Raw genomic sequence first — 15,071 nt, 5'->3', positions numbered from 1 at the left:
AGGTTGTTTTAAATCTCTTTAAGAACTTCTTTCTTTCTAAATCTCTGTAAGAACTTTTTTAATTGTTGAATAACGCGAAAATAATACTCTTTATTAAAAAGCTGTGAATCATTCATAGCCTTAACAATAAGGAAACCTGCAATGGGGAGTAACACCATATTCGATAACCACATGCCCGACCAGGTGAACATTACGCCATTTCTGGCCATCTTTTCGCCTATCATGAAAAATACGTTAAAAATCACAAAAAAGATCACGGCAAACACCAGCGGTGTACCCAACCCTCCCTTCCTGATAATAGAACCCAGGGGGGCGCCTATCAGGAACATCACGATACAGGCAGCAGCCAGCGTGAATTTACGTTGCCATTCAACTTTGTGCATCAGGATTACGCCATGCTTATCTTCAAACTCCTGGGTAGGTTGTTCAAGGGCGCTTTGTGTTTCACGAACATTCTGCTCTGCCCTTTCCAGCACAGTACGGAGGCTCTTCTCCGGTACAATATCTTCAAATTCCTTTGCTTTCAGCGGTGGGGCGCTGGCCGCCCAGGCAGAATCCTTCCATTTGAAGAAAGGATAACGTACAGTAACGTACGAATTTACTGTTTTGCTGTACTGGTTCTCTATTTTCTGCAGGGAATCTATTGCCACGTCCAGCTGTCTTACGTTCAGCATTTGCTGGTTGGAGGCAAAAAGATCCATGTTCAGACGGTTAAACGCAAATGAGCTGAGGTCAAATGCCTTGCTGTATTTTTTAAAACCCAGCCTGATCATGTCGCCGGGAACAGTATATCCACGGTTGTTCCGCTCTTCATAACGCCACCCGTTGTCGAGGATAAAATACAGGAAACGTTTGTTGGCGGTAAGTACCATCTGTCCCTTTTCGGCCAGGATGATCCGGTCGCCGCCACCGCTCTGGTGATCGAAGATCATTACCTGGTGAATGGTCTGGTTGTCTTTATCCTTTTGGGCTACTTTAATGGTATAGCCGGGAATATCTTTATAGAATACGCCTGCCTTGATATTAAAGGCCGGTTTGGAGTTGGTAATATCATAGAGCAGTGATTTGGCCTGAAGGTTGGCCACCGGGATCACATAGTTGGCAAACAAAAAGGCGAGGAACGCGATCACGGAACACACCAGCAGCAGCGGGCGGATAAAACGCAACAGGGAAATGCCTGAAGATTTTAACGCCACCAGTTCAAAGCTTTCTCCCAGGTTCCCAAAGGTCATAATGGAAGACAGCAACACCGCAAGGGGGAGGGCCAGGGTTACCAGTGTGGCGCTGGTATAGGCAATGAGCTGTATGATCACACCTGTATCCAGACCTTTACCCACCAGGTCGTCCACATACTTCCAGAGGAACTGCATTACCAGTACAAATAAGGTAACAAAGAAGGTAGCTACAAAGGGACCCAGGAAGGTTTTTATAATTAGTTTGTCGAGTTTTTTCACTGATAATGCGGTATTAAAAAGATGGAATCCCGATCTTCGTATTCTACTGGTCAGGATACTCCTAAACGGTAAAGTTAGCACGAATTCACAAAGGAGTGTTAAGGAGAACCTGAAAATACCGTTAAAATTTATATGGAAAGTTTTGAACTAACGCCGGAAGAAGCAGCTGTTGTAGAAAGTACTCATTTTATTCTCCTGAAAAACAGTGCAATAGAGAAGGTGATGGTGCTGATGGGAAAGCTGCAGGAAGCGCTGGCGGCGTACGACCGTAACAGTAATTTTCCCTTTAAGCCGGAGTGGCTGCTGCAGGGAGGTAAAATTTCAAAGGGGGAACAGTACAAAGGGTTGCCCTGGGTAATGCTGGACTACCCGCGTTATTTCAGTAAAACGGAAGTATTTGCGTTCCGCACCATGTTCTGGTGGGGGCATTATTTTAGCGCTACCCTGCACCTGGCGGGTAACGTAAAGCGCTATTACAGTGCTGTTCTTGAAAGCAGTTACACAAAACTGGCGGAGGCCGGATTTCAGGTGTATGTTCAGGAAGATCCCTGGGAGCATGATTTCGAAAACGGAAATTATTGTTTCATAAACACCTTAAGTTTAGATGAGTGGAAGACGCTGATTAGCCGGAACGATTTTATCAAAGTGGCTAAACCTTTCGTGATCGGTCATTGGGGCAAAATAATTACTGATGTAGTGGAGGCCTATGCTGCGCTACTCAATATACTTGAAAATAAAGGGGCTTAACTGCCGATGCGGTGGAAGAGATCTTTCACCTGGTATTCCCATAGCTGACTTTGGTCCTTCACTTCTTTCTTCTCTGCGAAATCTTTTACTACCAGGATAGTTTCATTCGTTACTTCAGAAATTTGTATGCGGAACTCAAAATATTCTTCTTTGGGAGCATGCGTCCAGTGCAGCCGGATGTACTCATCTTCCTCCTGTTCCAGTACTTCCGCTTCTTCAGCCGTACCGTTCCATGAAAAGGAAAAAACATTATCCCTGAAATCAACCCTATCGGCAAACCACTCCTGTAAACCAGCAGGGGTCGATAAGAATTCATACAGGATACCGGGTGAGCACCTTACCGGAAATTCTAACTCATAAAGCACTTTCTTAGACATCTCTCAAATAATTAGTAAATCAATATCATCCAGTTGCAATTATAGAAAATATTTTACTCTGTCAAAATAATTTACGGTTTTTTTTTATAGAATACATAAAAACTTTACACGCCTTAATAAAACTATATATATTACATTTATAATAAATATAAAATACAGACATGTGATAGCGCTGACTGCTTCGCCTCTATAGTGGCGAATTTCCGCGACAATTGCAAGCCCTTAATGATCAATCGATTTTATTTGGAAATGATTTAAAAACAATAGATTTTTTTTGGTGGCTATCTAAAAAAAGTTATTTTTGTCAGGCATTCATCAAATCTTAACTTTTTATTAACCTGTAACTGTTCCGACTCTATGTCAATGCGCCAACTTAAAATCACTAAATCCATTACCAACAGGGAATCACAATCCCTGGAGAAGTATCTGCAGGAGATTGGGAAAGTGGATTTAATTACGCCGGAAGAAGAGGTAAACCTGGCTATCCGGATCAAGCAGGGCGATCAGAGAGCGTTGGAGAAGCTTACAAAAGCAAACCTCCGCTTTGTGGTATCCGTTGCGAAACAGTACCAGAACCAGGGCCTGTCACTCAGTGACCTGATCAACGAGGGGAACCTCGGGTTAATTAAAGCTGCTCAACGTTTTGATGAAACGCGCGGTTTTAAATTCATTTCCTACGCCGTTTGGTGGATCCGTCAGTCTATCCTGCAGGCACTGGCAGAACAATCCAGGATTGTTCGCCTTCCGCTTAACAAAGTGGGCCTGAGCAACAAGATCAGCAAGGCATACTCCCAGCTGGAACAGGAATATGAAAGAGAACCATCTCCCGATGAACTGGCTACCATCCTGGAAATCAATACGGAAGAAGTGGAAGCAACCCTCGGTGTTGCTGCCCGTCACGTATCAATGGACGCGCCTTTTATCGACGGGGAAGATAACTCCCTGCTGGATGTACTCGAAAACCCGAATGCCGTTAGCGCAGACGAGGAACTGGATCATCACGATTCCCTCCGCCGCGAAATTGAGCGCTCACTCTCTACTTTAACAGATCGTCAGAAAGATGTGATCATGCTGTACTTCGGCATCGCCGTTGAACACCCCATGTCACTCGAAGATATCGGCGAAAAATTTGGCCTGACCCGCGAACGCGTTCGCCAGATCAAAGACAAAGCCATTACCAAATTAAGAACCACTTCCAGGAGCAAGTTGCTGCGCAATTACCTGGGATAAGCGGATGTTGTCGTACTCAGGATTATCCTGATGTTTTTAGTTGATTTGTAAAGATTTTTAAAGATTAGCGAAGACTACTGCGGTAATATCCGCAATGGTCTTCGCTAATCTTTTTTTAATCAAAAAAGATCAAATCAACATAATCAGCATAATCAGTTTAATCCTGAGTAAGACAAAATCCCCAAAAAAATATACTTTTGCAGTCCGTTTAAAATACCAACAATGTTTGAATCATTATCAGAGAGACTCGATTCCGCGTTTAAACAGCTTAAAGGGGAAGGCCGGATTTCAGAAATAAATATCGCCTCTACCGTTAAAGAGATCCGTCGTGCATTGGTGGATGCGGATGTGAACTATAAAATTGCCAAGGAATTTACAGATAAAGTAAAGGATAAAGCATTGGGAGAAAAGGTGTTAACATCTATTTCCCCCGGTCAGCTCATGGTGAAGATCGTAAAGGATGAACTGGCCGAACTCATGGGCGGTACCGAAGCCGAATTCGATCTCAAATCCAATCCTACTGTAGTATTGATCGCAGGTTTGCAGGGTTCGGGTAAAACCACCTTCTCCGGTAAACTGGGTAACTTCCTCAAAACAAAGAAAAATAAGAAACCCTTACTGGTTGCTGCCGATATCTACCGCCCCGCGGCGATAGACCAGCTGAAAGTACTGGGGGAACAAATAGGCGTGGAAGTTTACAGCGAACCGGAAAATAAAAATGCCGTTCAGATCGCTGAAAACGCCATCAAACACGCAAAAGCCAATAACTTCAACGTTATTATCATCGATACTGCCGGCCGTTTGGCCGTAGACGAGGCGATGATGAACGAAGTGGCCGCCGTAAAAGCTGCGGTGAAACCACAGGAAATATTGTTCGTGGTGGATTCCATGACCGGTCAGGATGCGGTGAACACCGCCAAAGCGTTTAACGAACGCCTCGACTTTACCGGCGTGGTGCTCACCAAACTGGATGGCGATACCCGCGGTGGTGCGGCGCTTACCATCAAATACACGGTGGAAAAGCCCATCAAGTTCGTAAGTATGGGGGAAAAACTCGATACCCTCGACGTTTTCTACCCCGAACGTATGGCACAGCGTATTCTCGGAATGGGTGATATCACCACCCTCGTGGAACGCGCCCAGGAACAGTTCAACGAAGAACAGGCCAAGAAACTCGAGAAAAAGATCCGCCAGAACCAGTTCGATTTCGACGACTTCAAGGAACAGCTCCAGCAGATTAAAAAAATGGGTAACCTGAAAGATCTGATGGGCATGATCCCCGGCGTTGGGAAGGCAGTAAAGGACCTGGATATCAGCGATGACGCTTTTAAGGGCATTGAGGCCATGATCAACTCCATGACGAAGGCAGAACGTGCCGACCCGGATATGATCGACGGAAGCCGCCGCAAACGCATCGCAAAAGGCGCCGGAAAAAACATCCAGGACGTCAACCAATTCATGAAACAGTTCGAGCAGATGCGCCAGATGATGAAAATGATGAATAAATTTGGCGGTGGTGGTAAGGGTTTGAAAGGAATGGTGAGATAAACGGATCAGATTGATATAAATATTTTTTGCAAATACCAACTTACTGATTACATTTGCATCCCTAATTAAACAATATTTCCTAACTCGCAAAAAATAACTCGACTTATTTATGCCAGTAAAAATCAGACTGCAGAGACATGGCGCGAAAAAAAGGCCTTTCTATTTTATCGTAGTAGCCGACGCCCGCGCACCAAGAGATGGTAAATTCATCCAGAAAATTGGTACTTACAATCCTTTAACAGTTCCGGCTTCCATCAACATCGATACCGAAAAGGCATTGCGTTGGTTGCAGAAAGGTGCACAACCTACCGATACTGTTAGAAGAATCTTGTCATTCAAAGGTGTATTGTATTTGAAACACCTGTTAAGGGGTGTTACTTTGAACCTGTTCGACGAGCCTACTGCTTACCAGAAGTTCGCACAATGGCAAGCTGAACACGAACAAAAAGTTTCTGCCCGCCGTGACGGTCACAAGAAAGCAAGGATTGCTGCTCCAATCGTAAGAAAGGTAGAAGACACTCCGGCCGCTCCTGCGACTGAAACACCAGCAGCAGAAGAAGGTAACGAAGCATAAAACGGCAACGTTTTAACAATACCTGAAAAAGGAAATATTTGCAACCGCAAATGTTTCCTTTTTTAATTTTTGTTAATAGCCTCACCAGCAATCAGTTACCTGATCCGCTAAAGTCCGACAGCAAAAATTATGAGTAATTATTTCAGTATAGGTAAACTTGCTTCAGCGCATGGTTTGCAGGGCGACCTGGTTTTAAGGCACAGCCTGGGCAAAAGATCCGCGCTGAAAGGGGTAACCGTTATATTCCTGGAAGAGCGCAAAAACAGCTTTATTCCCTACTTTATACAACAGGTAACCGTAAAGGACACCGAAAGCGTATACATCAAGCTGGAAGGAATAGATACCAAGGAAGCCGCACACAAACTGATGCCGGCACAGGTATACCTGCAGGAGGAGGATTTCAAACAACAAACTGCTTCCTCTGCGCCCCTCGCTTTGCTGGGATTTGCCGTGGAAGACCAGCAATACGGCCCCCTGGGCACTATTGAGGAAGTCATTGAAATGCCTATGCAGGTGCTCGTAAAAGTATTCATCAAAGGCAAAGAAGCCCTGCTGCCGGTCAATGAGCAATCGCTGGTGAAAGTAGACAAGAAGAACCAGACGGTACACCTCAACCTGCCGGATGGTTTGATTGAATTATACACCGGTTGATTTGCCGGATACAACCGTTATAAAGGGCACACAATCATGCGAATAGATATAATCACCGTATTACCGGAATTGCTCGAAAGCCCGCTGTCCCACTCTATCATGAAGAGGGCACAGGCCAAGGGGTTGCTGGAAATACATGTACATCCGCTCAGGCAGTATTCCAACCTGAAGCACAGCCAGGTAGACGACTACCAGTTTGGCGGTGGCGCAGGAATGGTGATGATGCTGGAGCCTATTGTAAATGCTATTGAGTCGCTCCAGGCAAAAGTGCAGTACGACGAGGTGATTTACCTCACCCCTGATGGCGAAACACTGAACCAGAAAATGGCTAACCAGCTGTCGCTCAAAGGCAACCTGCTCATGCTTTGCGGGCACTATAAAGGCATCGATCAGCGCATCCGGGATCACTTCATTACCAAAGAGATTTCCATCGGCGATTACGTGCTGAGCGGGGGAGAACTGGGCGCCGCCGTATTGGTGGATGCCATCGGACGCCTCCTGCCCGGCGTGCTGAATAATGAAACCAGCGCCCTTACAGACTCCTTCCAGGACAATCTGCTGGCGCCGCCGGTGTACACCCGCCCGGAAGAGTTCCGTGGCTGGAAAGTACCGGAGATCCTCCTGAGCGGAGATCACAAGAAAATCGATGAGTGGAGACACCAGGAATCGGTAGAAAGAACAAAACAACGCAGGCCCGACCTGTTATAACTTAATGATACATAGGTCATATAGAGCACTTTGCCATTTGAAAGGGATAATTTCTTGATTTTTAATTTGGTAAATGCTATTTCTTGACTTACTTTTGCACTCCCATAAATATTTGAAAGATGAACGCAATTTCGTTTGTTCACGAACAACTGACAGCTAACAAACAGTACCCGAAGTTTAAAGCAGGCGACAACGTCACTGTCAACTATAAAATCGTGGAAGGTAATAAAGAAAGGATTCAGTCCTTTAAAGGTGATGTGTTGAAAATCCAGGGTACGGGATCAACAATGTCTTTCACTGTTAGAAAAATTTCTGATGGCATTGGTGTGGAAAGACTGTTTCCGCTTTACTCTCCTCATATCGATGGTATCGTGTTGAACAAGGTAGGTAAAGTAAGAAGAGCTAAGCTTTACTATCTGCGCGAACGTGCTGGTAAGAAAGCCCGTATCAAAGAAAAAAGGGTTTAGTATAAATACAGGGAAATTTGTTAAAAGCGGGACCATTACCGGTGCCGCTTTTTTCGTGTGCTTAAAATGGTATTAAAACTGGAGCAGGGTAGCTCATAACGGTGAAAAAGCCGATTATATCTGCTATCTTTGTTGACTGAACTTATAAACATTTGAGAAGATGACTGCTGTTTTTTTAAATTCATCATTTTTGATCCTTCAGGATATTGGTATGTCCGAGCTGCTGTTGATTGCTGTGGTAGTATTGCTGCTCTTCGGAGGTAAAAAAATTCCCGAATTAATGCGTGGCCTCGGTAAAGGTATCCGTGAGTTTAATGACGCAAAGAACAATGTGCGCCAGGAAATAGAGGAAGGAATGAGGGAAAAGCCCGTTCAGGCTGCAGCACCGGCCACTACAGATGCACCACATACCAGCACTGAAGATGCTCCTCTGCCAAAAGCATAATAAATTGTAGCCAACTCCCCCTAAAGGAGTATTTTCTGTTAATTTAATTTTAACTGGTTTAGTCTTGTCTGAATTCAGCAGTATAATCACTTTCCATAAAGCATTATACGCCGGCAGCACAAGCTGTACGGAGAGGGTGCGTTATTACCTCGACCGTATAGCTCAGTTAAAACACTTGAATGCCTTCCTGGAAGTATACGAAGAGGAAGTCCTGGAGAAAGCACGCGAGCTCGATACCCGCCTCAAAAACGGGGAAAAGCTGGGCGCACTCGCAGGTGTGGTGGTAGGTATTAAAGATGTGATCTGCTATAAAGGCCATAATGTAAGTGCCGCTTCCCATATACTGGAAGGGTTTACTTCCCTGTTCTCTGCTACCGCCATCGAAAGATTGCTGGCAGCAGATGCTATTATCATCGGTAACCTCAACTGCGACGAATTTGCAATGGGATCTACCAATGAAAACTCCGCCTATGGCCCCACCCTGAACGCTTTGGATAATACCCGCGTACCAGGTGGCTCCTCCGGGGGCTCTGCCGTTGCAGTACAGGCAGATCTTTGCCAGGTGAGCCTCGGTAGCGATACCGGTGGCTCTGTTCGCCAGCCGGCGGACTTTTGCGGTATAATTGGCCTGAAACCCACTTATGGCCGTATTTCGCGCTACGGACTCATCGCTTACGCCTCTTCATTTGATCAGATAGGCATTTTTGGCAAGGATATTGCCGATGTGGCAGCTGTTCTACAGGTGATTGCCGGTCCGGATGAGTTTGATAGTACTGCTTCCCAAAAAGAAGTACCGGATTATAAAGCACAGCTGGAAAACAATAAAACATTCAAATTTGCGTATTTAAGGGATGCACAGTACCACGATGGACTGGACGCAGAAATGAAAAACGGCTATATTGATTTCTTTGAAAGTTTGCAGTCTTTAGGTCATACGGTATCAGGAAAGAGTTTTGAATACCTCGACCATGTAGTTCCGGCATATTATGTACTCACTACAGCAGAAGCTTCCTCCAACTTATCCCGGTTTGATGGGGTAAAATATGGACACAGAACCGCTGAAAAAAACCTGGACCTGACAGAATTTTACAAAAAAAGTAGATCCGAAGGGTTTGGGAAAGAGGTAAAACGTCGTATATTACTGGGGACTTTTGTGCTGAGTGCAGGCTATTATGACGCATATTATACTAAGGCACAACAGGTTAGGCGTCTTGTAACAGAAAAACTCAACGATATATTAGAAGAATACGACGCCATTTTAATGCCAACTGTGCCATCCACAGCATTTAAATTAGGGGAGAAAACTGATGACCCTATAGCTATGTACCTGGCTGATATTTATACGGTACTGGCAAATCTGGCAGGGGTTCCGGCTATATCCGTTCCTTTGTACCGGCATTCAAACGGGATGCCATACGGTGTACAGATCATCACAAAGAAGTTTAGCGAAGCAAACTTGTTACATATAGCGCATCAATTGATGGCTAAGGAACAGGTTACTGTTGTTTAAAATAAATTGTATGAGAAAAATCTTTTTACTACTGCTGTTGCCAGCAACAAGTTTAATGAGTGTGAGTGCAATGGGGGGCAATAGCAATCCTAAAGAGATGGCGTATCCGGTATTTTCACCTGATACTTCTGTAGTAAAGCTGAATCACAAGGTACGTTTACCAAAGGATACCGCTTTATTGCCATCGCCAACGTCCGTGGCAGTGAAGAAAGCCGCTCAGAGCCTGCCTAACACCATCCGCAGTGCGAAAGTGTATGAACAGATCAACAATAACCTGGTTGCCGGTTACGTGAGTAACTATGCCACCCGGTATAGTCAGCATCTGCAAATCATGATCGATAAAGGACAACCCTATTTCAATATGATTGAAAAGGTGTTCCGCGATAATGGTATCCCCGAGGAAATGAAATACCTCGCAGTAATTGAATCCAGCTTTAACACCAATGCCCGCTCAAGAGTAGGAGCAGTAGGCGCCTGGCAGTTTATGGCCGGAACCGCCCGCATCTTTGGTTTAAGTGTAGGTAAGAAAATAGACGAAAGAAAAGATTTCTATAAATCTACCCTGGCCGCCGCCCAGTTCCTCAATCAGCTGTATGCACAGTTCGACGATTGGTTACTGGTAGTTGCTGCTTATAACTGTGGCGCAGGTGGCGTTCAACGCGCTATCAAAGCCAGTGGACGTACCGATTTCTGGGGCATGCAATATTTCCTGCCGGCAGAATCACGCAACCATGTTTACAAATTCATTGCTACCGGTTATATCCTCGATAAGTTCAATAACTTCTTCGGTGTAAGTGAAGATAACACCATCACCGTGAATGTACCTGTTGCAGATAACCTGTCTGCTCCCGTTGCAAGAGGCCCTTTAACAGAAGATGAAATTTTCAGCACTGTTGAAATTAATGTAACCGGCAAATACCGCCTGGAAGCAATTGCAAAGAAACTGGATATGAACCTGGCTGAATTAGACCGCTTCAACCCAGGCTTCTCCAAAGCAATGGCCAGCGCCGAAAATAACTATGACCTGCGCATCCCGAAAGAAAAGATGAAGCTGTTCATGGCAGAAAAAAATGAAATGCTGAAAGAATCTGTTCAGATGACCCTGGACGATAAAGCAGTAGGAGTAGATAAATCCAAATTCCCGCCACCGGTGAGAATGGCAGAAAAGAATACATCTGCTAAAAAAGCAACCACCACTACCAGCAGCAAAAAACATTATTCTTCCAAAAAGCATCATTATACCGCTAAAAAGAAGACAACTGCTAAAAAGAAAACTACCACAAAGAAATAATCACCCGCAAGGGTATACGAAATAAAAAAAGAGACCGCTGATCATCAGCGGTCTCTTTTTATTTATAATGGCTCGGTATCAGGTGGTAAGCAGACCTTTGCGTTTTTCACTGAAAGCTACCAGGTCCAGCAACGGGCCGGTCATAAAGGTGGTGGCCAGCGCCATCAGTACCATCATGGCAAATATCTCCGGCGACAGGATACCCAGGTCAAACCCGATATTCAATACCACCAGCTCCATTAATCCGCGGGTATTCATTAATGCGCCAATGGAAACTGACTGCCGCCAGCTTTGCCCCATTAAGCGCGCGGTAACAGTGCTGCCGCCAAATTTTCCCGCTACGGCCACCAGCATGATCATTCCGAATACTATCCACAGATTGCCCTGGTTCAATAAACCGATATGCGTTCTTAACCCGGTATATACAAAGAAGATAGGAAGCAATAATAGTACGCTCACATCTTCCAGTTTATCTGTCAGCAACTGTTTGATATTGGTTTCATGAGGCATGATCACACCCGCCAGGAACGCGCCAAACAAGGCATGAATCCCGATCACTTCCGCTATCCATGCAGATATCAGCAGCATGAAAAATATCAGGGATACCGCTGCTTTCTGATGGCCTTTCGCCATCTGCGCCTGCATGGTTCTGTTCAGCCAGGGCCGCACCACCAGCAACATCACCACCACAAATACAATCGCCAGCAGAATGGTCACCAGCGCACTCACAATTCCGCCGGCGTTCACAATCGCCACTACTACCGCCAGGATACACCAGGCTGTAACATCATCTGCTGCGGCACAGGTAATCGCCATAATCCCCAACGGTGTATTGGTTAATTTCCGTTCCTGTACAATACGGGCCAGCACCGGGAAAGCGGTAATGCTCATGGCGATGCCCATAAACAGCGCGAAAGATAAAAAACTGACATTGGCAGGAGCAAACTGCGTAAAGAGGAAATATGCCAGCCAAACGCCGAGGAAGAAAGGAATAATAATACTGGCATGACTGATCATCACCGCATCGTGCGCTTTATTCCTGATTTTACTGATGTCCAGCTCCATCCCTACAATAAACATAAAGAAGGCAAGCCCTATCTGGCTTAGGAACTGGAGGTTTTTCAGGGAATCTGCAGGAAATAAAAAACCGGAAAACGACGGAGCCACCCAACCCAGCAGGGAAGGACCCAGCAATACACCGGCAATAATCTCACCCACTACCGCAGGCTGCTTCAGTTTATTGGCGATGATCCCGAATACCCGCGCTGCCAGCATGATCAGGATGATCTGCAACAGTAATAACCCCAGCGGATGTTTCAGATTTTCCAGGTAGCGCCACCAGCTGCCGGAAGCCGTAGCCGCCGCTGCCGGAGCAGGAGGAATAACAGTGTGCGGACTCACCGGTAAAGATTGGCCCTTCTGAAGGATCACCCAGATCAGCGCCGCAAAAATGCCAATAATCACCGGGTACCAAAGAAAGCGTTTATTCATGACAGGAAATATTAATGGTTAACCGCAAGATATAAAAAAGCAAAAAGCTATTACAGAGATGGCCCGTTGCGGTAGATTAAATCTTTGCATACGGTTATCGCTGTAATAGCTTTTTTATGGAATATATTAGCCGGTTGCTTAGCTGATAGCGGCAATACCTGGCAGTTCCTTTCCTTCAAAGAACTCCAGCAGTGCGCCACCACCGGTAGAAACATAGCTTACTTTATCTGCAATACCGAACTGGTTTACGGCTGCTACTGAGTCGCCGCCGCCTACCAGGGAGAAAGCTCCTTTGGCAGTAGCGGTTACAATAGCTTCTGCCACGCCTTTGGTACCAGCCTGGAAAGCCGCCATTTCAAATACGCCCATTGGCCCGTTCCATAAAATGGTGTTGGAGGCAGCAATAGTTTCGCTGAAAAGGGCTACAGACTTAGGTCCTATGTCGAGGCCCATCCATCCGGCAGGGATGTTGTCGTTGGAAACTTCCTGTGTATTTGCATCTGCTGCAAATTTATCTGCTGCAATGGAATCAACCGGCAGTAACAGTTGTACGCCTTTTGCCTTTGCTTTGGCTACCAGTTCATTTGCCAGGTCCAGTTTATCATTTTCGCAGAGGGAGCTGCCAATTTCCTTGCCCTGGGCTTTCAGGAAAGTGTAGGCCATACCACCACCAATGATCAGGTTGTTGGCACGGTCCATCAGGGTTTCGATGATCAGGATCTTATCGCTTACTTTAGCGCCGCCCAGTATTGCTGTAAAGGGAGATGCTGCGTCGTTGAGTACTTTTTGTGCGCTGTTTACTTCTGCTTCCATCAGTAAGCCGAACATGCGGTTTTCAGGTGCGAAGTATTGTGCAATCACCGCGGTGGAAGCGTGGGCACGGTGAGCGGTACCAAATGCATCATTTACATAAACATCGCCCAGTTTCGACAGCTGCTCAGCAAATGCGGCATCGCCTTTTTCTTCTGCCTTGTGGAAACGCAGGTTTTCCAGCAGCAGTACTTCGCCCATCTGCAGATCTGCAGCAGCTTTTTCAGCCACAGGACCTGTGCAGTCTTCCGCGAATTTCACGGTTACGCCGCCCAGTAAGGAAATGAGGTGATATACCAGGTGTTTTAAGGAGTATTTATCGGTAGGACCATCTTTCGGGCGACCCAGGTGAGACATCAGGATAACGGCGCCGCCATCTTTCAGGATTTTCTGGATGGTAGGAACTGCTGCACGCATACGGGTGTCATCCGTGATCTCGAACTTATCATTCAAGGGTACGTTGAAATCCACGCGGATCAAGGCTTTGCGGCCATTGAAGTTATAGTCAGAAAATTTGCTCATAATGTATCAATTTAAGATAACGAGAAGGGGTAAATTAAAAAACCGCGGTACTAACAGCGCAAAGCGGGTATATAACCAGATGAATCTGGCCAGTTGCTGCTATGGTGTAGTTCCGCGGAATTTAAAGACTCCCGGTTTGCACCGGGAGTACCTGTCATGATTTATTATTTACTGATCAGACCGGCGAAGTACTTTACAGTACGAACCAGCTGAGATACATAGCTCATTTCGTTATCGTACCAGGAAACAGTTTTAACCATCTGGTGTTCGCCAACAGTGAGTACTTTAGTTTGTGTGGCATCAAACAGGGAACCGAAGTTAATGCCAATGATGTCAGAGCTTACAATTTCATCTTCAGTATAACCGAAAGATTCGTTGGAAGCAGCTTTCATAGCGGCGTTTACTTCGTCAACAGTTACTTTTTTATTGAGGATGGTAGTCAGCTCAGTTAAAGAACCAGTGATGGTAGGAACACGCTGTGCGCTACCGTCCAGTTTGCCTTTCAGTTCCGGTAATACCAGGCCGATAGCTTTTGCAGCACCGGTACTGTTAGGTACGATGTTAGCAGCAGCAGCACGTGCACGGCGCAGGTCACCTTTTGGATGTGGAGCATCCAGGGTGTTCTGGTCGTTGGTGTAAGCGTGAACAGTGGTCATTAAACCGGTAGCAATACCGTAAGTGTCCTGCAGAACTTTCGCCATAGGAGCGAGACAGTTGGTGGTGCAGGATGCGCAGGAAATAACTGTTTCGCTGCCGTCCAGGATTTCGTGGTTTACGTTGAAAACGATCGTTTTCAGATCACCTGTAGCAGGAGCAGAAATAACTACACGTTTAGCGCCGGCAGTAATGTGAGCGGCAGCTTTATCCCTGTCAGCAAAGAAACCGGTACATTCGATCACTACATCGATGTCATGTTCTTTCCAGGGAATTTGAGACGGATCTCTCTGTGCATATATCTTCACATCTTCACCGTTCACATTGATTGCGCTTTCAGAATGCTTAACGTCTGCATCGAATCTACCCTGTGCTGAATCGTATTTCAGCAAATGCGCCAGCACGTTGGGGCTGGTGAGGTCATTGATAGCTACCACATCAATGCCGGGCATTTTGTAAATCTGGCGGTATACCAAACGGCCGATACGACCGAAACCATTAATACCAATTTTGAGAGTAGTTCCCATTTTACATCGTGATTTGAGTATGAAAAAATCGAGAGCGAATTTACAATCAATACCCTTATTAATCA

Annotated in this window: 14 protein-coding genes and 1 pseudogene; 10 read left to right on the top strand and 5 right to left on the bottom strand. The window is 45.7% G+C overall.

The genetic code is table 11. The features are described from left to right. Positions 1-8: 8 nt before the first annotated feature. Positions 9-1,454, bottom strand: coding sequence for an LptF/LptG family permease (locus PV783_RS00265; protein WP_420986831.1), 1,446 nt, complete (start codon positions 1,452-1,454; stop codon positions 9-11). Positions 1,455-1,586: 132 nt separating this feature from the next. Here PV783_RS00265 and PV783_RS00260 point away from each other — a divergent pair, with 132 nt between their 5' ends. Then, on the top strand, positions 1,587-2,201 hold the full coding sequence (locus PV783_RS00260; RefSeq protein ID WP_363433142.1) for a hypothetical protein: 615 nt from the start codon (positions 1,587-1,589) through the stop codon (positions 2,199-2,201). Here the strand turns inward: PV783_RS00260 and PV783_RS00255 are convergent. Continuing rightward, positions 2,198-2,578 (bottom strand): START-like domain-containing protein, encoded by a 381-nt coding sequence (locus PV783_RS00255; RefSeq protein WP_079473597.1) that lies wholly within the window; start codon positions 2,576-2,578, stop codon positions 2,198-2,200. The genes PV783_RS00260 and PV783_RS00255 overlap by 4 nt on opposite strands. A gap of 363 nt (positions 2,579-2,941) precedes the next feature. Between PV783_RS00255 and PV783_RS00250 the strand changes: the two genes are divergently transcribed. From PV783_RS00250 to PV783_RS00210, 9 genes and pseudogenes are all read left to right on the top strand, one after another. Beyond that, positions 2,942-3,808 carry a sigma-70 family RNA polymerase sigma factor gene (locus tag PV783_RS00250; protein ID WP_079473598.1) on the top strand — a complete coding sequence of 289 codons (867 nt, stop codon included), beginning with the start codon at positions 2,942-2,944 and terminating at the stop codon, positions 3,806-3,808. Between the two features lie 222 nt (positions 3,809-4,030). After that, the gene (gene ffh / locus PV783_RS00245) at positions 4,031-5,356 is read left to right on the top strand and encodes a signal recognition particle protein (protein WP_079473599.1); all 1,326 of its coding nucleotides are present in this window, start codon (positions 4,031-4,033) and stop codon (positions 5,354-5,356) included. A gap of 109 nt (positions 5,357-5,465) precedes the next feature. Beyond that, positions 5,466-5,717 (top strand): annotated as a pseudogene (gene rpsP, locus PV783_RS00240) (30S ribosomal protein S16); the annotation flags it as partial. A gap of 342 nt (positions 5,718-6,059) precedes the next feature. Further along, complete coding sequence (rimM, locus tag PV783_RS00235; RefSeq protein WP_079473601.1) at positions 6,060-6,581, top strand: ribosome maturation factor RimM; 522 nt, start codon at positions 6,060-6,062, stop codon at positions 6,579-6,581. A 36-nt stretch (positions 6,582-6,617) separates the two neighbouring features. Beyond that, positions 6,618-7,289 (top strand): tRNA (guanosine(37)-N1)-methyltransferase TrmD, encoded by a 672-nt coding sequence (trmD, locus tag PV783_RS00230; RefSeq protein WP_079473602.1) that lies wholly within the window; start codon positions 6,618-6,620, stop codon positions 7,287-7,289. A gap of 119 nt (positions 7,290-7,408) precedes the next feature. Further along, complete coding sequence (gene rplS / locus PV783_RS00225; RefSeq protein WP_079473603.1) at positions 7,409-7,756, top strand: 50S ribosomal protein L19; 348 nt, start codon at positions 7,409-7,411, stop codon at positions 7,754-7,756. A 190-nt stretch (positions 7,757-7,946) separates the two neighbouring features. Further along, the gene (locus PV783_RS00220) at positions 7,947-8,201 is read left to right on the top strand and encodes a Sec-independent protein translocase subunit TatA/TatB (protein WP_420986830.1); all 255 of its coding nucleotides are present in this window, start codon (positions 7,947-7,949) and stop codon (positions 8,199-8,201) included. 64 nt (positions 8,202-8,265) lie between these two features. Continuing rightward, entirely contained in the window at positions 8,266-9,711 is a 1,446-nt protein-coding gene (gene gatA, locus PV783_RS00215) for an Asp-tRNA(Asn)/Glu-tRNA(Gln) amidotransferase subunit GatA (RefSeq protein ID WP_420986829.1), read from the top strand. Positions 9,712-9,721: 10 nt separating this feature from the next. Next, positions 9,722-11,002, top strand: a complete 1,281-nt coding sequence (locus PV783_RS00210; RefSeq protein WP_079473606.1) for a lytic transglycosylase domain-containing protein — start codon at positions 9,722-9,724, stop codon at positions 11,000-11,002. 78 nt (positions 11,003-11,080) lie between these two features. On the opposite strand, the gene PV783_RS00205 is transcribed toward PV783_RS00210, so the two are convergent. The 3 genes from PV783_RS00205 to gap form a co-directional block, all read right to left on the bottom strand. Then, positions 11,081-12,493 carry a cation:proton antiporter gene (locus PV783_RS00205; RefSeq protein WP_420986828.1) on the bottom strand — a complete coding sequence of 471 codons (1,413 nt, stop codon included), beginning with the start codon at positions 12,491-12,493 and terminating at the stop codon, positions 11,081-11,083. Positions 12,494-12,631: 138 nt separating this feature from the next. Then, positions 12,632-13,825: a phosphoglycerate kinase gene (locus PV783_RS00200; RefSeq protein WP_111579954.1), complete on the bottom strand. Its 1,194-nt coding sequence runs from the start codon at positions 13,823-13,825 to the stop codon at positions 12,632-12,634. 164 nt (positions 13,826-13,989) lie between these two features. After that, positions 13,990-15,006 carry a type I glyceraldehyde-3-phosphate dehydrogenase gene (gap, locus tag PV783_RS00195; protein ID WP_079473609.1) on the bottom strand — a complete coding sequence of 339 codons (1,017 nt, stop codon included), beginning with the start codon at positions 15,004-15,006 and terminating at the stop codon, positions 13,990-13,992. Positions 15,007-15,071 lie beyond the last annotated feature (65 nt).

This window comes from Chitinophaga sp. CC14, from assembly GCF_048957795.1.
Classification (GTDB): Bacteria; Bacteroidota; Bacteroidia; order Chitinophagales; family Chitinophagaceae; genus Chitinophaga; species Chitinophaga ginsengisegetis.
Note: the sequence above shows the minus strand (reverse complement) of the source record. Positions and strands in the feature narration are given on the sequence as shown.

Bases quoted from the DNA above. Each gene is read 5' to 3' on its own strand.
- gap (WP_079473609.1), bottom strand. From the start codon at position 15,006: ATGGGAACTACTCTCAAAATTGGTATTAATGGTTTCGGTCGTATCGGC.
- PV783_RS00210 (WP_079473606.1), top strand. From the start codon at position 9,722: ATGAGAAAAATCTTTTTACTACTGCTGTTGCCAGCAACAAGTTTAATG.
- PV783_RS00200 (WP_111579954.1), bottom strand. From the start codon at position 13,825: ATGAGCAAATTTTCTGACTATAACTTCAATGGCCGCAAAGCCTTGATC.
- ffh (WP_079473599.1), top strand. From the start codon at position 4,031: ATGTTTGAATCATTATCAGAGAGACTCGATTCCGCGTTTAAACAGCTT.
- rplS (WP_079473603.1), top strand. From the start codon at position 7,409: ATGAACGCAATTTCGTTTGTTCACGAACAACTGACAGCTAACAAACAG.
- PV783_RS00205 (WP_420986828.1), bottom strand. From the start codon at position 12,493: ATGAATAAACGCTTTCTTTGGTACCCGGTGATTATTGGCATTTTTGCG.
- PV783_RS00260 (WP_363433142.1), top strand. From the start codon at position 1,587: ATGGAAAGTTTTGAACTAACGCCGGAAGAAGCAGCTGTTGTAGAAAGT.
- PV783_RS00255 (WP_079473597.1), bottom strand. From the start codon at position 2,578: ATGTCTAAGAAAGTGCTTTATGAGTTAGAATTTCCGGTAAGGTGCTCA.
- trmD (WP_079473602.1), top strand. From the start codon at position 6,618: ATGCGAATAGATATAATCACCGTATTACCGGAATTGCTCGAAAGCCCG.
- PV783_RS00250 (WP_079473598.1), top strand. From the start codon at position 2,942: ATGCGCCAACTTAAAATCACTAAATCCATTACCAACAGGGAATCACAA.
- rimM (WP_079473601.1), top strand. From the start codon at position 6,060: ATGAGTAATTATTTCAGTATAGGTAAACTTGCTTCAGCGCATGGTTTG.